General features: G+C 73.7%; 25 protein-coding genes. 6 read left to right on the top strand and 19 right to left on the bottom strand.

From position 1 onward, the window contains the following. Positions 1–24 precede the first annotated feature (24 nt). Complete coding sequence (locus tag OHA37_RS08110) at positions 25–783, bottom strand: aminoacyl-tRNA hydrolase (RefSeq protein WP_266903662.1); 759 nt, start codon at positions 781–783, stop codon at positions 25–27. A gap of 71 nt (positions 784–854) precedes the next feature. Here OHA37_RS08110 and OHA37_RS08105 point away from each other — a divergent pair, with 71 nt between their 5' ends. Together OHA37_RS08105 and OHA37_RS08100 are read left to right on the top strand one after the other, a co-directional pair. Beyond that, positions 855–1,529: an AIM24 family protein gene (locus OHA37_RS08105; RefSeq protein WP_266903661.1), complete on the top strand. Its 675-nt coding sequence runs from the start codon at positions 855–857 to the stop codon at positions 1,527–1,529. Between the two features lie 66 nt (positions 1,530–1,595). Continuing rightward, a complete protein-coding gene (locus tag OHA37_RS08100) occupies positions 1,596–1,796 on the top strand; it encodes a hypothetical protein (RefSeq protein ID WP_266903660.1) in 201 nt (66 codons plus the stop codon). 16 nt (positions 1,797–1,812) lie between these two features. Here OHA37_RS08100 and OHA37_RS08095 read toward each other — a convergent pair whose 3' ends face one another. The 5 genes from OHA37_RS08095 to zapE form a co-directional block, all read right to left on the bottom strand. Next, positions 1,813–2,772: a polysaccharide deacetylase family protein gene (locus OHA37_RS08095; RefSeq protein ID WP_443046124.1), complete on the bottom strand. Its 960-nt coding sequence runs from the start codon at positions 2,770–2,772 to the stop codon at positions 1,813–1,815. 17 nt (positions 2,773–2,789) lie between these two features. Beyond that, positions 2,790–3,620: a PPK2 family polyphosphate kinase gene (locus OHA37_RS08090; protein ID WP_266912589.1), complete on the bottom strand. Its 831-nt coding sequence runs from the start codon at positions 3,618–3,620 to the stop codon at positions 2,790–2,792. 611 nt (positions 3,621–4,231) lie between these two features. Then, positions 4,232–5,677 carry an alkaline phosphatase PhoX gene (locus OHA37_RS08085; protein WP_443046293.1) on the bottom strand — a complete coding sequence of 482 codons (1,446 nt, stop codon included), beginning with the start codon at positions 5,675–5,677 and terminating at the stop codon, positions 4,232–4,234. A 157-nt stretch (positions 5,678–5,834) separates the two neighbouring features. Further along, a complete protein-coding gene (locus OHA37_RS08080) occupies positions 5,835–6,266 on the bottom strand; it encodes an OsmC family protein (protein WP_266903658.1) in 432 nt (143 codons plus the stop codon). A 61-nt stretch (positions 6,267–6,327) separates the two neighbouring features. Next, on the bottom strand, positions 6,328–7,431 hold the full coding sequence (gene zapE, locus OHA37_RS08075; protein ID WP_266903657.1) for a cell division protein ZapE: 1,104 nt from the start codon (positions 7,429–7,431) through the stop codon (positions 6,328–6,330). Positions 7,432–7,467: 36 nt separating this feature from the next. Here zapE and OHA37_RS08070 point away from each other — a divergent pair, with 36 nt between their 5' ends. The 4 genes from OHA37_RS08070 (at position 7,468) to msrB (ending at position 10,788) form a co-directional block, all read left to right on the top strand. Beyond that, positions 7,468–8,241, top strand: coding sequence for a pyrimidine reductase family protein (locus OHA37_RS08070; RefSeq protein WP_266903656.1), 774 nt, complete (start codon positions 7,468–7,470; stop codon positions 8,239–8,241). A gap of 147 nt (positions 8,242–8,388) precedes the next feature. Next, entirely contained in the window at positions 8,389–8,856 is a 468-nt protein-coding gene (locus tag OHA37_RS08065) for an indole-3-glycerol phosphate synthase (RefSeq protein WP_266903655.1), read from the top strand. Between the two features lie 81 nt (positions 8,857–8,937). Then, positions 8,938–10,332, top strand: a complete 1,395-nt coding sequence (gene murC / locus OHA37_RS08060) for a UDP-N-acetylmuramate--L-alanine ligase (RefSeq protein ID WP_266903654.1) — start codon at positions 8,938–8,940, stop codon at positions 10,330–10,332. Positions 10,333–10,368: 36 nt separating this feature from the next. Next, positions 10,369–10,788 carry a peptide-methionine (R)-S-oxide reductase MsrB gene (gene msrB, locus OHA37_RS08055; protein WP_266903653.1) on the top strand — a complete coding sequence of 140 codons (420 nt, stop codon included), beginning with the start codon at positions 10,369–10,371 and terminating at the stop codon, positions 10,786–10,788. Positions 10,789–10,842: 54 nt separating this feature from the next. Here the strand turns inward: msrB and OHA37_RS08050 are convergent, their stop codons facing one another. The 13 genes from OHA37_RS08050 to OHA37_RS07990 all read right to left on the bottom strand — a co-directional run bounded on the left by OHA37_RS08050 (position 10,843) and on the right by OHA37_RS07990 (position 22,071). Next, positions 10,843–11,478, bottom strand: a complete 636-nt coding sequence (locus OHA37_RS08050; protein WP_266903652.1) for a contact-dependent growth inhibition system immunity protein — start codon at positions 11,476–11,478, stop codon at positions 10,843–10,845. 10 nt (positions 11,479–11,488) lie between these two features. Continuing rightward, the gene (locus OHA37_RS08045; RefSeq protein ID WP_266903651.1) at positions 11,489–11,815 is read right to left on the bottom strand and encodes an RNase A-like domain-containing protein; all 327 of its coding nucleotides are present in this window, start codon (positions 11,813–11,815) and stop codon (positions 11,489–11,491) included. After that, entirely contained in the window at positions 11,812–12,465 is a 654-nt protein-coding gene (locus OHA37_RS08040; RefSeq protein WP_266903650.1) for a hypothetical protein, read from the bottom strand. Before OHA37_RS08040 ends, OHA37_RS08045 begins: the two co-directional genes overlap by 4 nt. A 13-nt stretch (positions 12,466–12,478) precedes the next feature. Further along, entirely contained in the window at positions 12,479–14,182 is a 1,704-nt protein-coding gene (locus OHA37_RS08035) for an RNase A-like domain-containing protein (RefSeq protein WP_266903649.1), read from the bottom strand. Beyond that, positions 14,182–14,484, bottom strand: coding sequence for a WXG100 family type VII secretion target (locus tag OHA37_RS08030; RefSeq protein ID WP_266903648.1), 303 nt, complete (start codon positions 14,482–14,484; stop codon positions 14,182–14,184). Before OHA37_RS08030 ends, OHA37_RS08035 begins: the two co-directional genes overlap by 1 nt. A 33-nt stretch (positions 14,485–14,517) precedes the next feature. Further along, positions 14,518–14,907, bottom strand: coding sequence for a WXG100 family type VII secretion target (locus OHA37_RS08025; protein ID WP_266903647.1), 390 nt, complete (start codon positions 14,905–14,907; stop codon positions 14,518–14,520). 111 nt (positions 14,908–15,018) lie between these two features. After that, positions 15,019–15,930: an NAD-dependent epimerase/dehydratase family protein gene (locus OHA37_RS08020; protein ID WP_266903646.1), complete on the bottom strand. Its 912-nt coding sequence runs from the start codon at positions 15,928–15,930 to the stop codon at positions 15,019–15,021. After that, positions 15,927–17,075, bottom strand: a complete 1,149-nt coding sequence (locus tag OHA37_RS08015; RefSeq protein ID WP_266903645.1) for a cytochrome P450 — start codon at positions 17,073–17,075, stop codon at positions 15,927–15,929. The genes OHA37_RS08020 and OHA37_RS08015 overlap by 4 nt, the downstream gene beginning before the upstream one ends. Beyond that, positions 17,072–17,836, bottom strand: coding sequence for a glycosyltransferase family 2 protein (locus OHA37_RS08010; protein WP_266903644.1), 765 nt, complete (start codon positions 17,834–17,836; stop codon positions 17,072–17,074). The genes OHA37_RS08015 and OHA37_RS08010 overlap by 4 nt, the downstream gene beginning before the upstream one ends. After that, on the bottom strand, positions 17,833–18,573 hold the full coding sequence (locus OHA37_RS08005) for a YhjD/YihY/BrkB family envelope integrity protein (protein WP_266903643.1): 741 nt from the start codon (positions 18,571–18,573) through the stop codon (positions 17,833–17,835). Before OHA37_RS08005 ends, OHA37_RS08010 begins: the two co-directional genes overlap by 4 nt. 98 nt (positions 18,574–18,671) lie before the next feature. Next, entirely contained in the window at positions 18,672–20,294 is a 1,623-nt protein-coding gene (locus OHA37_RS08000) for an AMP-binding protein (RefSeq protein ID WP_266903642.1), read from the bottom strand. Beyond that, positions 20,294–21,046, bottom strand: a complete 753-nt coding sequence (locus OHA37_RS07995; RefSeq protein WP_266903641.1) for a glycosyltransferase family 2 protein — start codon at positions 21,044–21,046, stop codon at positions 20,294–20,296. The genes OHA37_RS08000 and OHA37_RS07995 overlap by 1 nt, the downstream gene beginning before the upstream one ends. Next, positions 21,043–22,071, bottom strand: coding sequence for a 3-oxoacyl-ACP synthase III family protein (locus OHA37_RS07990; RefSeq protein WP_266903640.1), 1,029 nt, complete (start codon positions 22,069–22,071; stop codon positions 21,043–21,045). Before OHA37_RS07990 ends, OHA37_RS07995 begins: the two co-directional genes overlap by 4 nt. Positions 22,072–22,283 lie beyond the last annotated feature (212 nt).

The raw sequence follows: 22,283 nt of genomic DNA, 5'->3' as shown, positions 1-22,283 counted from the left end.
GTGACATCGAGGACGCTCTCCGGTTCAAAGCCGCGCCCGCAGCGCCGGATGGTCCGCGACCACCGTGCACGAGCCGGGCGCGATCTCCGTGAACCCCGCGTCCCGCACCACCGGCAGACCGCTCCCCGACAGTTCCGCCCACCGCTCGGGCGCGGCCGTCCGTACGGCCAGCCGGAAGCCGGACTCCCGCCACGCGGCCCGCTCCGGGCCGGTCAGCTCCCACCACGCCAGCTGCGCCGCGTGTCCGGCCTGGGCCATGGCCTTGCCGGCCGACATGTCCAGGTCCGGGTTGAGCCAGAGGACCGGCAGGCCGGCCTCCGCCGGGGCTACCGGTTCCGGGTCGTCCAGGTCGGTGCCCGACACCTGGAGCTTGGCCAGCTCCTTGGGCCAGCCGTCGAGCGGCACCGGCGGGAAGACCCGTACCTCCGAGTCCGCGCCGTGCACCGTGAGGCCCGGCAGGGTCGCGGCCTTGCGCCACTCCGCCCCGCGCGCCCGGCGCACCACCTTGCGGATCCGCGCGTCCTGCCAGTCCCGGACCAGGGCCGCCCACTCGCCCTCGCCGGCCGACCGCTCGTCGGTGAGCAGGACGAGCACCGCGCGGGCGGCCGTCTCCAGCGCGTCGGTCCGGGCCGGCGGCTCCGTCTTCTCGATCCGCACCACCAGCGGGAGGACGTACTGCGGTGCGTCGTCGCGGGCGATCCGCTCCTGCCGGAAGGGGCTGTCGGACCCGACTGCGGGTACTGCGGGTACAAGGGTGCTGTGGCGCGTGTCCTCGGTGCTCATCCGGCCAAGGATGCCAGCCTCCACCTCCGGGCTGATGCCCGAGGGGCCCGGTGCGGGCGAGGATCGACGGCATGAAGAGCGACCTTTTCGCGTCCGGGAACCTGGCCGAGACGTCCGCCGTACCCGGGATGACCCTGCAGAACGCCAAGTCCGTGAAGTACGCCGTCGACGGTGAGGTGCTCGCCCGGCAGGGCTCCATGGTCGCCTTCCGGGGCGACCTGCGGTTCGAGCGCAAGGGGGAGGGCGTCGGCCGCATGCTCAGGCGCGCCGTCACGGGCGAGGGGCTCCCGCTGATGTCCGTGCGCGGGCAGGGCGAGGTCTGGTTCGCGCGCCGGGCGGGCCACTGCTTCGTCATCGAGTTCGAGCCCGGCGACGCGCTCACCGTCAACGGCCGCAACGTCCTGTGCTTCGACCCGTCCCTCGGCTACGAGATCAAGATGCTCAAGGGCGCAGGCATGGCCGGGGGAGGCCTCTTCAACAGCCTCTTCACCGGCACCGGAAAGCTCGCCGTCGTCTGTGACGGGAACCCCATCGTCATCCCGGTCACCCCGCAGGCCCCGGTCCACGTGGACACCGACGCGGTGGTCGGCTGGAGCGCCGGGCTGGAGGCGGCGCTGCACCGCTCCCAGTCCGTCGGCTCGATGATCCGGGGCGGTTCCGGCGAGGCGGTCCAGCTGAAGCTCAGCGGCGAGGGCTTCGTCATCGTCCGCCCGGGCGAGGCCACGGAGCCGGCCGCCGGCCATTGACCGCCCGTCGGCTGCCCGTCGACCGCTCATGCCGCGGGCGCGGCGCGGGTGGGTAGGCTCGTACGCATGGACCAGACGGAGCAGACCGCGCCCGACTCCTCGTACTGCCCCGCCCCCGCGGCCCCCGCCGGGCGGGTGGCCGGGCCGCCCTACGCCGACTGCGTGCAGTGCGGGAAGCCCACCGAGTACGGGGTCGCGACACCGGGCGTGGTGCTGTGCCCGGTGTGCGAGTGGCAGGAAGCGCAGCGCACGGCCTGCTCCGGCTGAGACCGCGGGGCCCGGGCTACTTTCCGATCAGGTCGGAGACCTTGACGAACCGGTAGCCGCGCTTGCGCAGCTCGGGGACGATCTTCCGGATCGCCTCCTCGGTGACCGGGGCGGCGCTGCGCGTGCAGTGCATGACCACGACCGAGCCGGGCTTCACCCCGGCCAGGACCTGTTCGGCCACCGCGTCGGGATCCTTCGCGAACGCGTCCCCGCTGACCACGTCCCACTGGACGGCCGTGACCTTGGCCGTGGAGATGGCGCGCAGCGCCTGGTCGTCGTAGCAGCCGCCCGGGAAGCGGAAGTACGGGACGGTGTTGACCGCGCCCGCCTTGTGGAAGGCCTCGAAGGCCCGGTCGACATCGGCGCGGGCGGCGGCCTCGTCGAGGGTGGGGAGTCCGTAGCAGGGGGACTTGAAGGCGTGGTGGCTGTACGAGTGGTTCGCGATCTCGAAGTTCGGGTCGGTGCCGATGGACTTCGCCTGGTCCGGGTACTCCTCGGCCCAGCGGCCCGTCATGAACACCGTCGAGGGCACCTTCAGGGTGCGCAGCGTGGAGATCAGCTGCGGGTTGTCGAAGCGCTCGCCGTCCGCCGCGCGCGGCCCCTGATCGGAGGTCATGTCGGCGTCGAAGGTCAGCGCCACCGTCTTGTCGGTCTGCTGCTTCGCGCGGTCGAAGACGGGGGTCAGACCGCCCGGACCGGGAGCCATGGTCGGCGCCTTGCCCGGGGCACCGGGCTGCGGGACGGCCGACGGACTGCTTCCGGGGCTCGCCGGCGGGGCCGCCGGGGCGGAGGACCCCGCGGCGGATGGGGAGGCGGCGGCCGGAGCGGAGGCCGGAGCGGAGGGGGCCGTGGAGGCTCCCATCCGGGCCTGGCCGCCGGGGTCCGACGTACCGGTGCCGCCCCCGCACGCGGCGAGGGCGGCACTGAGAGCTGCTACGGCCGCGACGGCAGCCGTCCTGCGCACTGAGATGGTCACATACGCAAAATATATGACTATGTGGCAAGCAGACGGGTGCGGCACTCCTCCACGTCGAAGTCACCCTTCGGGTACTGCGGCGCGAGGCCCTCCAGATGCTCCAGCAGCAGTTTGCTGATCGCCCAGTTGCGGTACCACTTGCGGTCCGAGGGGACGACGTACCAGGGCGCGGCGTCCGTGGAGCAGCGCTCCAGGGCCAGTTCGTACGCCTGCTGGTACGCGGGCCACATGGAGCGTTCCTCGATGTCGCCCGTGTTGAACTTCCAGTGCTTGTCCGGGTTGTCGAGCCGCTCCAGGAGCCGCTTGCGCTGCTCCTCGTAGCCGATGTGGAGGAAGACCTTCACCACGCTGACGCCGTCGTCGGCGAGGGACTTCTCGAACCGGTTGATCTGCGCGTAGCGGCGGCCCAGCTGACTGCGCGGCACCAGGTCGCGGACGCGGGCGATGAGGACGTCCTCGTAGTGCGAACGGTCGAAGATGCCGATCTCGCCGGGCTGGGGGAGCGCCTTCATGATGCGCCAGAGGAAGGGGTGGTTCTGCTCCTCCGACGTGGGTGCCTTGAAGGCCTTGATCCGGCAGCCGGAGGGGTTGAACAGGCCGATCACGTGCTTGACGGTGCCGCCCTTGCCGCTGGTGTCCATGCCCTGGAGCACGAGCAGGACGCGGCGGCGGTCGCCGGCGGTGCTGGCGGCGTAGAGCCGCTCCTGGAGGGAGGCGAGCCGTTCACCCATCTGGGCGGTGGCCGCCACGCCGGCCGCCTTGTCGGTGGGACCGGCCGGGGTCGCTCCGGGATGGAAGGCCCCGAGGTCGACGCGCTCGCCGGAGGGGACGCGGAGCAGGGGGCTCAGGGGGGCGTCGTACCCGTATTCGTACCCGGGTCCGTGCCCGTGGCCTCCGGCCTTGCGGGCGCCGCCCTTGGAGCCCTTGGAGCTCTCGGCGGAGATGCGGAGCAGCTCGCGGAGGGAGAGGGGTTTGGACTTCGGCTTCCCGCCGCCGCTGGTGGCGGCAGCGGGGTCGGTCTGCTTCTCCGCCTTGGCAGCCTTCTCGCCCTTGGCGGGCGCGGCCGGCTCGGCGGGCTTCTCGGGGGCGGCCTTGGGGGCCTTGCGGGCCTTCGGAACCTTGGCGGGCTTCTCGGAGCCGGCGGCCTCGGCCCTTGCCTTGGCCTCCGCCTTCTCGGCCTTCTCCGCCTTCTCGGGCTTCTCGGCCTTGGCCGGCTTGGCCGACGCCCCGGCCTTCGCCTTCTCGCCCTTGCCGGGCTTGGTGCCCTTCCCGGACTTCGCCGTCTCCGTCGGCTCGGCCGGCCCCGCCGACTTGTGCTTGTCCTTCTTGGCCACCGCTACCTACCTCGCTCCGTCGACTCCATACGATCCTCCACCACAACGCAGTGGACCGCGACGTGGCGAAAGACCAGGCCGGGCGGGCCGGAAGGCGGTGCGGGCGGGCCGGAAGGCAGTACGGATCACTGCCAGGGACCGGTCACCGCGAAGGTGGTCCCGGGCGTGTACGCGTTCACGTACATGGTCCGGGCGTCCGGGGAGAAGGTGACCCCGGCGAACTCGCCCCACTCCGGCGCCCCCGGTTTTCCGACGTCGGCGGCGTTGCGGGCCATCGGGTAGACCTCGCCGCCGGGGGTCACGCCGAGGACGTACTGCGCGCCGCCGCCGTCCTCGCACACCATCAGGCCGCCGTCGGGGGCCAGGCAGATGTTGTCCGGGGAGTCGCCGGGCAGCTGGATGTCGGCGGCCGGGCCGAACACCACGTCGAGCCGGAGCCGCGCGCGCCGCGGGTCGTAGAACCACACCTGGCCGTGGTGGTCGGCGGGGGAGCCCTCGTGGGTGCGGGAGTAGCTGGAGACGAAGTGGACGCCGCCGTCGCCCCAGTAGCAGCCCTCCAGCTTCTGGGCGTGGGTGATCCCGCCGGGGCCGAAGTCCTGGAGCCGGATCGGGGTCCCGGACGCGGACGGGTCCGGGACGGGGACCCACTCCACCGGGAACTCGGACCCGGGCTCGTCCACCACCGCCAGGTTCGCCAGCCCGGGGACCCGCAGGGCCTCCAGCTCGCCGCCCGCGCGCAGGGAGCCGAGGCCGCCGAGGGGGCGGGCGGGCAGGAACCGGTAGAAGAGCCCGAAGGGTTCGGTGAAGGCGTCCTCGGTCTCGTAGACCACACCGAGGTACGGGTCCACGGCGACGGCCTCGTGCGCGAAGCGGCCCATCGCGGTGAGCGGGACGGCGCCGGAGCGGCGGGGGTCGGCGGGGTCGACCTCGAAGACGTAGCCGTGGTCGCGGGTGTAGCCGGCGGTGCCCGCCCGGTCCTCGGTCTCCTCGCAGGACAGCCAGGTGTTCCAGGGGGTACGGCCGCCCGCGCAGTTGACGGCGGTGCCCGCGAGGGCGACCCGCTCGGAGGTGACCCGGCCGGCCGCGTCCAGGTCGAGGAGGGTGCAGCCGCCGAGGGCGTACGGGTCGTAGGTGAGCCCCTCGACGGGAGGGACCCGCAGGGCGGCGGTGGTGCGGTTCTCGTGGTTGCGCACGAGCCGGACGCGGCCCTGCCCGGCGTCGAAGGCGGCCATGCCGTCGAAGTTGCCCGGGACGGTGCCCTCGCCCGAAGGCAGCGGGTCGCCTGCGCGCGAGAGGACGCGGTACGTGAACCCGGCCGGCAGGTCGAGCAGCCCGGCGGGGTCGGTCACGAGCGGGCCGTAGCCGCGGGCGGCGGCGGGGGCGGCCGTACGCCTGCCCGCGCCCGCGCTCGTACCCTTGCCCGCGCTACCCGCTCCGGCACCTGCTCCCGTTCCTGCTCCGGCACCTGCTCCCGCTCCGGCCCCCGGTCCGGCTCCGGCGAAGAGGGCTCCGAGCGATCCGGCGAAGGCGATGGAGCCGGCGGCGAGGAGGCTGCGCCGGCTGAGGGACATCGGCGGCTTGGGCGGCATGGGCAACTCCCGGCGGCGGTGCATGACATGGGACCGAGCCGTGGTACCACGGGTGCCCGGCGTGACCGGCTCCGCCGCGCCGTACCCTGCCGCCGGTGCCCGGCGCGGCCGATTCCGACCGCGCCGGGGCAGCCGGGTGTCAGGCCAGCTTCGCGCTGAGGGTGATGGTCGTACCCGTCAGGGCCTGGCTGACCGGGCAGTTCTGCTTGGCGTCCTCGGCCGCGGCGACGAACGCGTCGTTGTCCAGGCCCGGCACCTCGCCCTCGACGGTGAGGTGGATGCCGGTGATGCCCTTGCCCGGCACGAAGGTGACGGCGGCAGAGGTGGTCAGCTTGGCCGGCGGGTTGCCCGCCTTCGCGAGACCGTTCGAGAAGGCCATGTTGAAGCAGCTCGAATGCGCGGCGGCGATGAGCTCCTCCGGGCTGGTCCGCCCGTTCGCCTCCGCGTCGGTCCGTGCGGGCCAGGAGACGGGGTAGCTGCCGAGGCCGGAGGAGTCGAGCGTGACCTCGCCCTTGCCCTCGAACAGGTCGCCTTCCCAGACGGCGTGTGCATTGCGGGTGGCGCCAGCCATGGTGGATCCCTTCGCAGAAGTGGAAACGGCCGGCCCGTGGAACGGGCCGACGGCTCCAAACCTACTGGGACACCAGGGGCTTCGCGTCGCGTGCCAGCGCGGTGAGCCGCGAGATGGCCCGGAAGTACTTCTTGCGGTAGCCGCCGTTCAGCATCTCGTCACTGAACAGCTTGTCGAAGGGGACGCCCGCCGCCAGGACCGGGACCTCCCGGTCGTACAGCCGGTCGGCGAGGACCACCAGCCGCAGCGCCGTCGACTGGTCCGGGACCGGGCCGACGTCGGTGAGGCAGACGGCCGTTATGCCGTCGGTCAGGGCCCCGTACCGGCTGGGGTGGACCTTGGCCAGGTGTTCCAGCAGCCCGGGGAAATCGTCGAGGCTCGCGCCCTCGGTGGCGTACGCGGCCTTCGCCACCTGCTCGTCGGAGAACGGCGCGGGGGCTTCGGGCAGGCCGCGGTGGCGGTAGTCCTGGCCGTCGATGCGCAGCGGGCGGAAGTGCGCGGAGAGCCCCTGGATCTCCCGCAGGAAGTCGGCGGCGGCGAAGCGGCCCTCGCCGAGCTTGCCGGGCAGGGTGTTGGAGGTGGCGGCCAGCGCCACGCCCTGCTCGACCAGGCGGCTGAGCAGGGAGGAGACGAGGACGGTGTCACCCGGGTCGTCGAGCTCGAACTCGTCGATGCACAGCAGGCGGTGCCCGCCGAGGGTCTGCACGGTCTGCTGGAAGCCGAGCGCGCCGACGAGGTTGGTCAGCTCCACGAAGGTGCCGAAGGCCTTGAGGGCCGGCTCGGCCGGGGTGGCGTGCCAGAGGGAGGCGAGCAGGTGGGTCTTGCCGACGCCGTAGCCGCCGTCGAGGTAGACCCCGCGCGGGCCGGTGGGGGCCACCGGCTTCTTCGCGAACCAGCGCCGCTTGCCGGCGCCGCTCGCGTGCGCCCCGCCGAGGCCCGCGGCGAAGTCCGCGAGGACGGTGACGGCCTCGGACTGGCTGGGCTGGGACGGGTCCGGGTCGTAGGTGTCGAAGCGCACCGAGTCGAAGCGCGGCGGCGGCACCATCTCGGCCACGAGCCGTTCGGCGGGCACCCGCGGCTCGCGGGCACACAGGGACTGCGGTCCCGCGTCGGCTATCGGGGGCCGCCCGGAGGCTGACGCTGAGGGCGAGAGTGATGTTGACACAGCTCTTAACTCTACGGGGCGTGGCACACTGCACCGATGCGACGCCTGTTCCCTGTGACCGATCAGACATCAGCGGACCAGACCGACCGTGCCTGGTCGCTGGACGAACTCGCCGAGGCGTACGAGTACCCCGGGCTCGGCCCGGACGGCCACTGGCTGCGGGCCAACATGGTCTCCACCCTGGACGGCGCGGCCCAGCACGACGGTCGTTCCCAGCCCATCTCCAACGAGACCGACATGCGGATCTTCGGCACCCTGCGGGCGCTGGCCGATGTGATCGTCGTCGGTGCGGAAACGGTTCGCCAGGAGGGCTACCGCCCCGCGCGGGCCCGGGAGGCCTTCGCCGCCCGCCGCACGGCGGCCGGTCAGGGGCCCGCCGCAGTCATCGCCGTGGTCTCCGCGAGCCTGGACCTGGACTTCTCGCTGCCGCTCTTCACCTCCCCGCTGGAGCCCACCCTGGTGCTCACGGGCGCCGCCGCCCCCGCCGACCGGGTCGCCGAGGCCGCCAAGGCCGGGGCGCAGGTGGTGGTGGCCGGCGACGGGGCGGGCGTGGATCCGGCCCGGGCCGTACGGGAACTCGCGGACCGGGGGCTGCGCCGCCAGCTCACCGAGGGCGGGCCCCGGCTGCTGGGCCAGTTCGTGGCCGCGGACGCGCTGGACGAGCTGTGCCTGACCATCTCGCCGATGCTCACGGCGGGTGACGCCCAGCGGATCTCCGGGGGGCCGTCCGTCACGGTTCCGCACCGGCTCGCACCGGCCTGCCTGCTGGAAGAGGCCGGGTTTCTCTTCACGCGTTACCGTCGGATCTGAAGAGAGGCGGAATTTGTCGTTCCGCTTAGCTTCCGCTGGGCACAGTAGTGGGCAGGTATAACCGCACAGGCCCCGTGCGACAGCGGGGCAGGATGGTTTCCGCAGGGGCCGGCCGGCCGGTCTCGGCCCACGAAGGAGAGGGCGTCCGTGTTCACGAGCGTATTGATGATCGAGCAGCCGCTGACCCCCGTCGACGTGGACTTCGTCACCACCCTCCACGGAGACGAGCAGGTCTCCTTCATCGTCCTCATGCAACCCCGCGGCGACCGGGACCGGCTGCTGCGCGCCATCGACGACGTAGCGCTCGGTGAGCTTCCCGAGGCCATCCACGAGGGCGACGAACCGGAGGGCGACGCGGCCCGCGGCCCGGCCGAACTGGCGATCGAGCATTCCCTCGCGTCGCTGCGGGCCAAGGGAGCCAAGGCCGTCGGGCAGATCGTCGACGAGCATCCGCTCGACAAGCTGAAGGCGGTGGTGGACGAGACCAACGCCGACGAGGTGATCGTGCTGACCGCCCCGCACTACGTCGAGGAGTTCTTCCACCGGGACTGGGCCTCGCGGGCGCGCCACAAGGTCGGCGTTCCGGTGCTCAAGCTCTTCGCCCACAAGGAATAGGGTGGGGGCGGCCGGACCGCGCGATCCCGTATCCGCGCACCCGGCTGCCGTACGTACGCACTCGATCCTGGAGCTACCTGAATGAAGCCCGGCCTGCCGACCGCCATGGAACGGCCCCACTTCATCGGCATCGGCGGCGCCGGCATGTCCGGCATCGCGAAGATCCTGGCCCAGCGCGGCGCCAAGGTGGCCGGCAGCGACGCCCGTGACTCCGAGACCGCCCAGGCGCTGCGCGCCCACGGCGCCACGGTCCACATCGGGCACGCCGCCGGTCACCTCGCCGACGACGCCACCTGCGTGGTCGTCTCCAGCGCCATCCGCGCCGACAACCCGGAGCTGGCCCGCGCCGCCGAGCTCGGCATCCCCGTCGTGCACCGCTCCGACGCCCTGGCCGGGCTGATGGACGGCCTGCGGCCGATCGCCGTCGCCGGCACCCACGGCAAGACGACCACCACCTCGATGCTGGCCGTCTCCCTCTCGGCGCTGGGCCTGGACCCCTCGTACGCCATCGGTGGCGACCTGGACGCCCCCGGCTCCAACGCCCACCACGGCGAGGGCGACATCTTCGTGGCCGAGGCCGACGAGAGCGACCGCAGCTTCCACAAGTACACCCCGCAGGTCGCGATCATCCTCAACGCCGAACTCGACCACCACGCGAACTACGCGTCGATGGAAGAGATCTACGCGTCCTTCGAGACCTTCGTCGGCAAGATCCCGGCCGGTGGCACCCTGGTCATCGCCCACGGCCAGGCCGGCGCGGCCGAGATCGCCGGGCGGGTCAGCGGCAACCCCGACCTGATGATCGTCACGTACGGCGAGGAGCCCACCGCCGACGTCCAGATCACCAAGATCACCCCGCGCGGGCTGAGCAGCGAGGTCACCGTCGTCATCGACGGCCGGATGCTCACCTTCACCGTCTCCGTGCCCGGCCGCCACTACGCGCACAACGCCGTCGCGGCCCTCGCCGCCGGCGTCGCACTCGGCATCCCGGCGCACAACCTGGCCTCCGCCCTCGGCAAGTACACCGGGGTCAAGCGCCGCCTCCAGCTCAAGGGCGAGGCCGCCGGGGTCCAGGTCATCGACTCCTACGCGCACCACCCGACCGAGATGACCGCGGACCTGGAAGCCATCCGCGGCGCCGCCGGGGACTCCCGCATCCTGGTCGTCTTCCAGCCCCACCTCTTCTCCCGCACCCAGGAACTCGGCAAGGAGATGGGCCAGGCCCTCGCCCTCGCCGACGCCTCGGTCGTCCTCGACATCTACCCGGCCCGCGAGGACCCGATCCCCGGGATCACCAGCGAGATCATCATCGACGCCGCGCGCGCCGCCGGGGCCGACGTCACTCCCGAGCACTCCAAGGAAGCCGTCGCCGACGTCATCGCGGGAATGGCCAAGCCCGGCGATCTCGTTCTCACCATGGGTGCGGGCGATGTCACGGACCTGGGGCCGGCCATCCTGGCCCGTCTGTCGAACTGACGGCTCTGGGAAGAGCGGGAAAACGGGAGATCAGTCATGTCGTACGAGGTAGAGAAGACGGACGAGCAGTGGCAGGCGGAGCTGACCCCGTCCGAGTACCAGGTGCTGCGCCTCGCCGGGACCGAGCCCGCCTTCCGCGGTGAGTACACGGACACCAAGACCGAGGGCGTCTACAGCTGTCGCGGCTGCGGCTCCGAGCTGTTCCGCTCCACGGAGAAGTTCGAATCGCACTGCGGCTGGCCGTCCTTCTACGACCCGAAGGACTCCGACGCGGTCGAGCTGAAGGCGGACGTCGCCCACGGCATGGTCCGCACCGAGGTCCTGTGCGCGAAGTGCGGCTCCCACCTGGGCCACGTCTTCGAGGGCGAGGGCTACCCGACCCCCACGGACCAGCGGTACTGCATCAACAGCATCTCCCTGCGGCTCACCCCGGGCCCGGCGTCCGCCGAGGGCTGACCGGGCCCGCCGGCCCACGGACCCGCCCCCGGCAGGGAGCGGGTCCGTGCGCTGTCAGCGCAGCAGGTCCGCCAGCTCGGCGAGCCAGGCGCCGGGACCCTGGGAGGCGGGCGGATCGACCTCCATGCCGAGCTCGGCCAGCGCGACCGCGTAGTCCGACTCGTCCAGCGGCAGGGACAGCAGGTCGTGCAGTTCGCCGGCGAGCTGGGCGATCAGGCCCGGATCCGTGCCGTCGAGGTAGTCCCGCAGGGCCGCCCCGTGGTCCTCGAACTCGTCCGGCATGTCCTGGGAGAACCAGCCGCCGAGCAACTGCCCGAGTTCCGGGAACCGGGCGTGCCACTCCCAGCGGGTCCGCGGGGTGGCGGGGGCCGGGGCCGCGCCCGTCTCCACGCTCTCCTTGAGTCGGTCCGCCAGCCGCAGCAGCCAGTCCTGGATCTCGTTGTCTGGCAGCCCGACGTCGGGCACGGGGTAGAACTCGCCGAGGCGCAGCCGCAGCCGCCCCGGCGGGTTCTGCGCGTACTCGCGGAGCTGGTGCTCGGCGACGGCGATGGCCCAGGGGCGGGTGCGCCAGGAGTGCCGGAGGTAGGCGGTGAGGGCCTCTTCGTCGCCCGCGGTGCGGCCCAGGTGTGCGCGGATCACCTGGTCGAGTTCGCCGTACTTCCGGTCGTGTTCGAGGGGCTTGAGGGACACGGTGCGGCCTCTAGAGGTAGATCGGGAAGGTGCGGTGGACGCTGAACCCGTGCGCGGCGGCGGTATCGCGCCGGAGCACGACGCGGGCGGCCCGGACGTCCAGGGCGTCCCGGCCGGCCAGCATCATCGCCTGGAGCAGCACCCGGCCGACGGGCTCGGTGCGGGAGGGCCACGCGGCCTCGATGGTGAGCCGCTGCCGGGTGGACTGCGCCAGCCAGCGGTGGATCACCTGCTCGTTGCGGGTGACGACCTGCTGGGTGGCCCACTGGGCCGTCTCGCGGTCGGGATACGTGGCGGCGCGGTTCGCGGCCGGGGCCGCGCTCTCGGCGGGGGTCATGGGTGCTCTCGCAGCAGGTGGTCGTTGACGGTGTCGACGAGCGCGCGCAGCCCGTCGCGGGTGGCCCAGGACAGGCTCCCCTTGAGGCACTGCGCACCGGGGAAGAGGGCGAGGGCGCGCTGCGCCTCCGTGGTGAGGGTGACGGCGCGGTCCGTGCAGTACGGATGCTCGGCCGTCACGAACCTGCGGACGTTGTCCGCGAACGGCAGGTCCCCCTCGTCCATGAGGACGGCGTCGAATCCGAAGAGGTGGGGGAAGACCTGAAGGAATTCCCACCCCGCCATCGGCAGCTCGTCGTACTCGGGAGCCGGTTCGCGGGCGATGATCCGCACCATTTCCGCGAGCGTGCGCAGGTATTCGGCGGGGTCCATTCCGGCGGAGGCCCGTGCCACCTTTTCCCTGAAGTCCGGCGGAAACGAATCGAGCGCGCCGGCGCGCGCGACGCAGTCCGCGGTGAACTCCAGAACCCCGGCCGCGACAGGAGGGGGGCAGTTCCAGTGGGAGGCCCAGTCCTTCGCGACGACCCGGACATAGCGCCGGATCTCGTCGTCCAGGGACAGATTTCCGCCCGACTCCTGGGCCGCGAGGGCGATATCGATCAGCCGCAGCGCCGGGCCGCCCGTGAACAGCGCCGTAGGGGATGGCTGCACGCAATCCACCTTTCTAGGGTTTTCCGTTGTGCGGCATGGCGGTGAGCACGATGAACGGGGGCACCAGGCCGTCCTTGTAGATGAGTCGCACCTGGACCCAGCTCTTGTCCGTGGCCTGGGCGTTCATCCCGTCCACAGCATAGTCGTCGCGCGATACGCTGCGCCCCGTGGACTCGTTGGGGAATTCCAGATAGAGCGGCGGCTGGATTTCGGATTTGTTCGGGTCGTAATTCGGGTTGTTCTGTATCTTCTTTTCGACGCTTTCGATCCATTTCGAGATGCGATCGGCGTTGTCGATGTCCTCTATGGTCGCCTGGGTGTACCTCTGCGCGGAGCCGAGATCGGTGAAGGACGAAGCGGCGGGTGCGCCCGCCTGATCGCGCAGGCGCTGGCGGAGCTGGTCGTCGGTCAGGCCCACGTGCTTGTCGACGGGATGACTGTCGTAGAGGCCCTCCTGGTTCGCCAGGTCGATCGGATAGAACATGTTGTCCGGGTCCTGGCCCGGGATGGTGAAGCGGTGCTCGGGTTTGAAGTCGTTCAGGGAGCGGGCGCCGAAGGCCTGGGAGCGGCCCTCTTCCGACTGGAAGGTCGGAGCGCTCCGGTACGCCTCGTCGAGGGCCGGCATCAGCGCGTTGAGGCGGCTCTCCACCCCGCGCAGCTCGATCTCGTACGTCGAGACCGCCCGGTTGATCGCGGCGGTGTCCACCTTGAGCGTGATGCCGATGGCCACCTCCTTGCCCAACCCCAGCAGCTTCTTGCCGATCCTTTTGGCGTCGTCGAAGTCGGGCAGGTCCGTCAGCTCGGCCAGCGCGTCCCGGATGGCCTTCTTGTAGATGCGCCATACCTCCTGGCGCATCTTCGCGGCCGACTCGGCGAAGGCGCGCATCGCCTGGCTGACTTCCTGGGTGGTGTCGAAGAGCACGCCCATCACGGGATGGCTCCCGCTGCCCTGCCCGCCGGCGGCGTCGTGCTTCCACTGGTAGCCCGCCGTCGAGGTGCCCCATGCCGTGGTGCCCCAGAGGGAGCTGACGAACTGGCGCATCGCCGACTGCCACTCGCCGTTGTTGGGGTCGGAGATGGAGCCGACCAGCCCGGTCAGGGCGCTGTCCACCTGCGTGACGGCGAAACCGGGCCGCAGCCAGGCCAGGGCGATCTTGTCGATCTCCAGATAGTCCGGAAGGGGCAGGATGTCGGCGGCCTTTCCCCACCTGCCGACGTGGTGCAGCAGCCCGCGCAGGATGTCCGCCGCCCAGTCGGGAACGCCCTCCATCAGCCAGGAGATGAAGCCACTGCTGTAGTCGTCCATGTCGCCCCAGCGCAGATCGGTGATCTGCTGGTACTTCGGGGGCGTGTCGATGACCTTGGGGACGGGGAACTGGACGGGGGGAGCCGTGCCGGACGGATGACTGGCGGCCTCCGCCCTGGAGTAGTTGTTCGCCGTCGTGACGAACCCGACCGCGACGCCTCCCACGCCGGCGACGCTCCGGGCCCACACTTCGAGGAAACGATTCCCCACTGTGACGTACGCGGTGGACACGCCCTGCGCGGCGCTCCCGTACCCCCCGCAGTCCATGTACTCCACGAGGTCGTAGAGGAAGTCGTTCGCCGCCGTGTGCAGCATGTTCTGCTGCAGGGCCACGTTCCCGGCGACACCGTTCAGCTGGGAGGGGGTGACATCGAACCCGCTGCCCTGGGCAGGTGCCGTGGGCCCGGCCATCAGCCCGCGCCCCAGCCGCGCAGCACGGCCCGGTGGGCGGCGGTGTAGTTCGAGTGGCCCGTCGTCACGACCTCGTGCAGCCACTTCTGGGCGGCTTCCAGGTCCTGCATCTGCCGGTCCCACCGGTCGAGTTCGTCGACGAAGGCGTCACGGGCCTCGCCCTCCCAGCTCAGCGCCACCTTCTCGGTGCGCGCGTACAGCGTCTCCAGTTGCCCGTTGAGCTGGCGAAGGATGTCCTCCAGCTCCCGCGCCAGTCCCTGAAGCGTGCCGAAGCTGACCCCTATGTGGTCACCACCGGACATGCGGAGCCCCCCCTCCTCGGAAATACGTGTGCGTCAGATGTCCGAGAGGGCGCTGCGCGGCACTGCCGGCGCCGTGCCCTCGGAGAGCCGGTCCACTTCGCTCGCGACGTCGACCGAGCTGCGCACCCGGCGAAACGCCTGGAGCACGTCCAGCTCCTGCTGGGTGAACCCGTCGCGGCCCATGCGCACGGCCTGTTCGAGAACGACGAGGATCTCCCGGATGCGCACGGCGTCCTCGGCGGCGCCCCGGTGCAGGGCGCGGTAGGCCTTGCCGGTCTCGCCCTTCCAGCCCGCCTCGATCCGGTCGACGATCGCGTCCATGCGCCTGACCTGGGCGTCGAGGTGCCGCTGCATGGAATCCATGTCGTCGGCGAGCCGCGTCAGATCGCTCTCGGACGCGTTGAGATCCGCATCGCTTGCCATGGCCCCCCCCTTCGTCGATGTGCGCCACCCTAACAACAGGGCTCGCACCTGTACCGGTTGGCCGGGTGCGGCCGGATCCGGCCCCCCGCGCTGCCGTTCCTCCCGCGCGGCTCACCCGCGCAGGGTGGCGAGGTGGTCCGACAGGGTCCGGAGCGGGGCCCAGCCCTGGGCCAGGGCCCGGGTCAGGTCCAGGACCACCGGGTGCGCGAGCTGGTCCACCGCATAGCGGCTCAGCAGCGGTTCGCCCGTGGGCAGGGCTTCCGCGGCCCTGGCCGCGAGGGCCGCCAGGGCCGGCGGGAGGTGGCGTACGCGGGCGCGGACCCCGTGGGCCCGCAGCACCTCGGTGACGGCCTCGTCGCGCCGGTACGGGAGGGCGTCCGCGATGTTGTACGCGCCCGGGGGCCAGGCGGGGGCCGCCAGGCAGGCGCCGGCCAGGTTCTCCACCGCCGTCAGGCTGAGCGGGACGTCCGGGCCCGGCAGGAACAGGGTCCCGGCGCGGACCCGGGAGAGCAGCCGGGGCAGGAGCTGGGTGTCGCCGGGGCCGTACACCGCGCGCGGGCGCAGCACCACGGAGCCCGCGGCCAGCGCCAGGGCCTCGCCGGCCGCCTTCGTACGGCCGTAGGCGTTCAGGTGTCCCGTGCGCGGATGGTCCTCGCGGACGAGCGTGCGGTCGAGGCGGGGGTCGTAGACGCTGGCGCTGCTGACCCAGACCACCGGGCGGCCGCCCGCCGCGTGCAGCAGCCGTTCGGTGCCGGTCACGTTGACCGCGTGCATGACGGCCTCGGCGGGGGAGCCCGGCGCCGGATCGCCGACCGCCGCCGCGCAGTGCACGACGAGGTCCACGCCCGAGAGGTCCGGCTCCCCGCGGGACGCGTCCCAGAAGCGGTGCTCCCCGAGCGGGCCCGGCCTGCGGCCCACGCACACCACCCGCGCCCCGGCCGCCGCCGCGGCGCGGGCGACGTGCCCGCCGCAGAAGCCGCTCGCGCCCGTGACGGCGATCCGGACCCGGCTACGGGACGTCATGCCGCCGCCCGTACGACCAGCGAACGCCACCCGGGCAGAGCCGCCCGGCGGTCCACCCGGGCCCGGGTCACGACAGGCCGGTACGGAGCCAGCGCCGCCAGTACGCCGGCCAGTTGCTCCCGCGCCAGGCGGGCTCCGGGGCAGGCGTGCGGCCCGGCGCCGAAGACCAGGCGGCCGATGCCCGGCTCGGCGGGGCCGCGTCCGTCGGGGTCCCGCAGGTGGGCTCCGGCCGCGTGCCGGGCCACCAGCAGCAGCCGGTCCCCGGCCCGGACCGGGCAGCCCCCGACCGAGCCGCCGGCCGCGGCCACCCGGGGGAGGAGGGGGGAGGCGGCCGTCACGCGCAGCAGTTCGTCGGCCAGGGCGGGGCACAGGGCCGGGTCCGCCGCCTGGTCCCACAGGCCCGCGTCGGCGCACCAGGCCACGGCCCGGGGCAGCGCCGCGACCGTGGTGTTGACGGCGGCGACCGCCAGCATCGCCGCCCGGTCGTCCGCCCCGGGACCCAGGAGCCCGCGCAGCCGCCCGGCGGCGCGGATCGCCGCGGACTCGGCGCCGGGGCGGGGCGGGCCGGGGAGGTGGCTGCGCACGGAGGCGGCCGCTGCCTCGGCGGCGGCCTCCGCGAGGGCGAGGGGGGAGGCGTCGGCCCCGGAGCCGGGGCGCAGCAGCGCGTACACCACCGAGCCGGCCAGTTCCCGGGCCAGCGGCACCAGGTCCACCGTGCCCCCGAGCGCCAGCGGCGCGAGCCGTCGCAGGAGCAACGGATGCCACACCGAGCGCAGTTCCCGGGTCCCGGCCGCGCCGAGCGGCTCGGCGAGCTCCCGCCGGGCCGTCCGGTGGCCGGAGCCCTCCTGGTCGAAGAGCACGCCCTCCACCCGGGCGGCCCGGGCCGCGCCACCCGTGGTGCCGGGCGCGGTGCGGTCCAGCGGCAGCCGGGTCAGCGCCTCCCGGTAGGCCTCCGCGCCGTGGACCAGCAGCGTGCCGCGGCCGAGCCGGCGCACGGGCCGCCCGCGGGTGGCGGCGAGCAGCGCGAACAGGAGCGGGTGGGCGTGCAGGTAGACCCGCCGGTCGCGGCGGCGGGCCTTCGTGTGGGCATCGGTGCGGGTCTGGGTGCGGGCCTGGGCGCGGATCGTTGGGTCGGTGGTGGTCATCGGACGTGTGCCTCCGCGGTGTCGGCGGGCCGGTAGCGCCGGCCCCAGTACCAGAGCAGGGTGCGGCGGGCTCCCCAACTGCGCAGCCTGCGCAAGCTGTTCTGCACCACCAGGTGCTCGGCGCGGACGATCCGCTCGCTGTGCTCGCGGGCCCGGTTCAGCAGGGCCACGTCCTCGGACCGCTCGTGCAGCGGCACCCGCAGGGCGCCGCCGCAGCGCAGGTAGAGGCCCGCGGTGATGCCCAGGTTGTGGCCGTGGCACAGGACGTACGGGGTGCGGTAGCGCGGGTCGCGGTGGGCCCGCCGGTAGCGCCCGTAGAGCGAGGTGAGCCGGATCAGCGCCGGCAGCAGCCGGGCTTCGAAAAGGGTCGGCCGCTCGTCGCGGCGCGGCACGCTGCGGCCGCACAGCATCTCGGCGCCCCGCCCGAACTCCGCCTTCGCGACGGCCGTCCAGTCCGGGGCGGGCAGGCAGTCGGCGTCGGTGCGCAGCAGGTGGGTGGCGCCGGCGGCGATGGCGTGCCGGAAGCCCGTGTCGGCGGCGGTCCCGGCGCCGGGCCGCTCCTCCGCGACCAGCTCGACGGGAAAGGGCGCCGAGCGCGCGAAGTCCCGTACCGCTTCGGCCGTCCGGTCGGTGGAGGCGTTGTCCACGACCGCCAGCGTGAATCCGGTGTCGTACTGGGCGCCGAGCGCGGCCAGGGTGGCCCCGATGGCCGCCGCCTCGTTGTACGCGGGCACGACCACCCACAGGATCGGGTTCGTCAACTCCTGGCTCCTTCGGGTTGGTTGGTGGTGGCGGCCCAGGACGCCGCGCGGAGCAGCACCCGGGCGCACAGGCTGCCCCAGACGAGAAGTCCGATCAGCGGCCCGGCCCCGCGGTAGAGGACGTCGTGCAGTTCGGCGGTCGCGGCGAGGTACGGGCCCGCGGCGAGGGCGAGCAGCCGGCAGGCCAGCGCGGCCGCCAGCGCCGGACCCGCGACGGCGGCCGGCCGGGGCCTGCCGGGGGCCCGGTGCGGGGCGAGCCACAGGACGGCCGCGAACAGCGCCCACAGCGCGGGCACCGCGCAGCCCGGCCCGCCCGCCGTCACCACGGCGGCGACGGCGGTGCCCGCGAGGCAGAGCGCGGCCGCGCCCGCGACGTCCCGGGCCGCGTCGCGCACCGGGTTCCCGCTGCCCGCGTTCTGCCCGCACATGGCCCGGATCCCCGTACGCAGCGCCCGGGTCAGCCGCACCACCGACCAGCCGAGGGCGAGGACGAGCAGCGGCCGCCAGTACGGGGCCGCGGTGGGCAGCCGCCCGGCCAGCGGAGCCGCGGCGGCGGGCAGCAGGGCCGCGGCCAGCCCGTCCACGGCCCGCCCGGCCGCGCCCCCGCCCGCCCCGGCCCGGCCGGCCAGCGAGCCGAGCAGCAGCACCGCCGGGGCCGTCCCGACGAGCAGGGCGTACGTGAGCGAGCCCGCGAGCGCGTCGCCGTTGGCCCGGGTGTAGCGGCGATGGGAGGCCATGACCCGCCCCCGGGCGGCCGCGGCGCGGGCCCGCCACGCGGGTGCGGCCTTCGCGGGGTGCGACGCCGCGCGGGGGAGGCCTCGGCCGGGGTGGGGGTTCACGGCCTGGGCGCGCCGTTGCGTGCGGAACCGGAGCCGGAGCCGGTGCCGGTGCCGGAGCGGGAGCCGGAGCCGGAGCCGGAGCCGCTGGGGGAGCCCAGCCGGTGGGCCGCCAGGGCTGCCGTCGCCGCGCGGTCCGGTTTGCGGGAGCGTCCCGACAGCGGGATCCGCGCGAACAGCAGGGCGTCGGGCGCTGCCGTGCCCATGCGGCGCAGCGGGCCCGCAAGCGCGGACCGCAGCGCGGGCTCGGCGACCCCGTGGCAGGGCTGGACGACCGCCACGAGCCGCTCGTCGCCGTAGCGGTCGCCGTCCCGGTCGCCGGTGTCCGCCGGGACCCCGACGAGCAGCGCCAGTTCCACCCCGGGCACGTGCAGGGCCGGTTCGTACAGGCCCGGGTAGATGTTCTCGGCCCGGCGCAGCACCATGTCCTTGGTCCTGCCCCCCAGCACGATCCGGCCCGCGCCGTCCAGGCGCGCCCGGTCGCCCGTACGCACCCACGGGTCGGGGTCCTCGCCGAGGTAGCGGTGCCGGGCCCCGGGTCCGGTCAGCAGCAGCTGCCCGTCCGCGCCGGACTCGGCGCGCACCCCGGGCAGCGGGGCGCCCACCAGGTCTCCCGGACCCTCGTGGGCGGCCTTCTCCCGGGACTCCACCGCGGCGGCCGGGAACAACTCGGTCAGCGCGTACACCCCCCAGGCCTCATCCGCCCCCGACTCCCTTACGCGTCCCAGCAGTTCCGCGCTCGCCGGAGCCGATCCGGTCCACACCCGGCCCCGGAAGCGGGCCCCCGCCCGCAGCGCGTCCCGCAGCTGCGGCGGGGTGAGGTAGGTGTCCCGCGGTGCCAGCCGGGCCAGTTGGCGTGCCAGCACCCGGGGCGAACGCGCCGGGAGGGCCACGGGGGCGCCGCGCACGAGGGCGGGGACCAGCACGAAGAAGGTTCCGCCGAGTACGGGCTCGGCAGCCGCGGCGGAAGCCCGAGCCTCGCCGGGACCGGGCGAGAACAGCGCCGACACCGTCTCCATCCCGGCGGCCAGACTCGCCCGCGTGTGTACCACCGCCCGGGGCCGCGCCGTGGTCCCGGAGGTGAACACGATGACGGCGTCGGCGTCCCCGTCGCCCGTGAACCGCGGGGGAACCCCGCCCCGTGCCGCCCGCAGGTCCAGCGCGGGCGCGCACCCCGGCAGCCGCCGCCCGACCGTGGCCACCGGTGCGCCCAGACCGTCCAGCTCCGGCAGTTCGAGCCCGGCCGCCCGCCGGGCCAGCGGCCGCGCCCAGCCGGCCACCGCCTGCGCGGCGGCGTCGGCCAGCACCAGCGCGGGCCGCGCCGAAGCCAGCCGGGCGCGCAGTACGTCGGGTCCGGCGCCCGGGTCCAGGACGGCCCCGCGCAGACCGAGCCGCCACAGCGCGAGCAGGACGGCGAGCGCGCGCGGCCCGGGGCGTACGGCCACCCCGACCGTGTCCCCGGCGCGCAGCCCGCGCGCGTACAGCCCGGCGGCGAACGCGTCCGCCAGCTCGGCGAGTTCCCCGCGCGTGGCGGCGGTCCGGGTGGCTCCCGTACGCGTGGCGGTCAGGACGGCGGGCCGCTCGGGGCGGGCGCGCAGCGCGTGGTCGAGGCGGTCCAGCATCAGCGGGGGTCGTCCGTTCCGTGCGGGCCGCTGCCGCGGCCGAGGTACCAGCGGGCCGTGCCGGCGATCCCGTACGCACGCAGCCGGCGGGTGGAGTTCTCCACGACCATCGCCCGGCAGCGCGTGATCCGGTCGGTGTGGCGGCGCACCGCGTTGAGGAAGAGCCGGTCGGTGGGGGAGGGGCGCCGCGGCATCCCGCCGACGGCCAGGTACAGCTCGGCGGTGATGGCCATGTTGTTCCCGGCGTGCATCCGGTACGGGGCGCGGTAGCCGCGGCGCCGCGCGTGCTCGGGGCGCAGCCGGCCGAAGAGCCCGGCGAGCCGTACGAGCGCCCCGAACCCGGCCCGGCCCAGCGGGCCGTGCTCGTCGCGGCGGGCCACGATCCGCCCGCACACCAGCCCGGGGCTGCGGACCAGCGCCGCCCGGGCCGCGCCCGTCCACCCCGGGTGGGGCAGGCAGTCGGCGTCGGTGCGGGCGAGCAGGGTCGCGCCGCGCCCGATCGCGTACCGGAAGCCGGTGTCCACGGCGGAGCCGACGCCCTTCTCCGGCTCCTCGATGACCTCCACCGTGAAGGGGGCGCCCGCCGCGAACTCCCTCGCCACGGCGCCCGTCCGGTCGGCCGAGGCGTTGTCGACGACCAACAGGGTGAAATCGCGGTCCCGCTGGCGGGCGAGCGCGGCGAGGGTCCCGGCGAGCCGGGCCTCCTCCTCGTGCGCGGGCACCACCACCCACAGCCGCCCGGCCGCACTCACGACTTCTCCCAGACCATCGTCATGATGCTGATCCCGCCGCCGAGTCCGACGAACAACACCCGCTCACCAGAGCTCAGTTCACCGAATATCCGGTCCAGTTGCACCCCGATCGTCGCGCTCGCGATGTTGCCGAGCTCGGGCACGGTCACCACCAGCTTCCCGGCGGGCACCCCGGTCAGCTCGGCGAACCGCTCCAGATAGGGCACCGTCACCTGGTGCACCAGCACCTTGGAGAAATCGTCCCAGCCCATGCCCGTGCGGTGCAGGGTCCGGTCGATGACGGCGGTGCCCACCTTCTCGAAGACCCCGCGCAGTTCGTGCCCGTCGCCGCGGAAGTAGGTGTACGCGTCCCCGCGCGGGTGGCGCGATCCGCCGCCCGGGATGCCCCCGACCTCCCAGTGCTCGGAGTGGGTCTCGGTGTCCACGTCGAGGATCCCGCCGCGCTCCACCGGCTCCACGATCACGGCGGCCCCCGCGTCGCCGAAGGTGTAGCCGGCGAAGCCCGCGCGGAACTCCGCGAAGTCGGCGGGCGCCGTGCGCACGGCCCGGCTCGGGGTCTCCCCGGTGACCACCAGGGCCCGCCGGGCCCGGCCGGCGAGGATCATGGCGCGGGCGAGGTCGATGCCGTTGACGAAGCTGTTGCAGGCGTTGGTGACGTCCAAGGCGTGCGCCTTCGTGCCGAGTTCGGCCTGCACGATGTGCGCGGTGGCGGGCTCGGCGACGTCGCGGGAGGCGGAGGCGAAGAGCAGCAGGTCGATGTCGGCGGGCCCGAGCCCGGCGTTGTCCAGCACCAGGCGGGCGGCGCCCACCGCGAGCGTGGAGGCGTAGACCCCGTCGGCCGCGACCCGGCGGGTACGGATCCCGGTGGCCTGGGTCAGCAGCCGGGGCGGCAGCGCCAGTCCGGCCCGGCCGGCGATCTCGCGCTGGAGCCGGTCGGAGGTGAGGACGTCCTCGGGCAGCACGCCGGCGACGGCGGTGATCCCGGCGCGGAGCCGCGGGTGCGGTACGGATGGCTGATTCGGCATGCCTTCACGATGACGCGCCGTCCGGCCCCGGTCCTGAGTACGGATGCTCATCCCGCCCGTCGGCCGGATGAGTACCCGCGACCGCCGGCCCGCCGCACGGTGACCACGGCTGCGAAGGGATCGCGAAGAGATCGCGAAGAGGTGTGGCAGGTGGGGCATGAACCGTCTGACGAGGTATTCCGTTCTCCAGGTGTACGGCTCACTGTCATGAA

This window comes from Streptomyces sp. NBC_00335, assembly GCF_036127095.1.
Taxonomy (GTDB): domain Bacteria; phylum Actinomycetota; class Actinomycetes; order Streptomycetales; family Streptomycetaceae; genus Streptomyces.
This window is presented reverse-complemented; position numbering and strand designations above follow the sequence as displayed.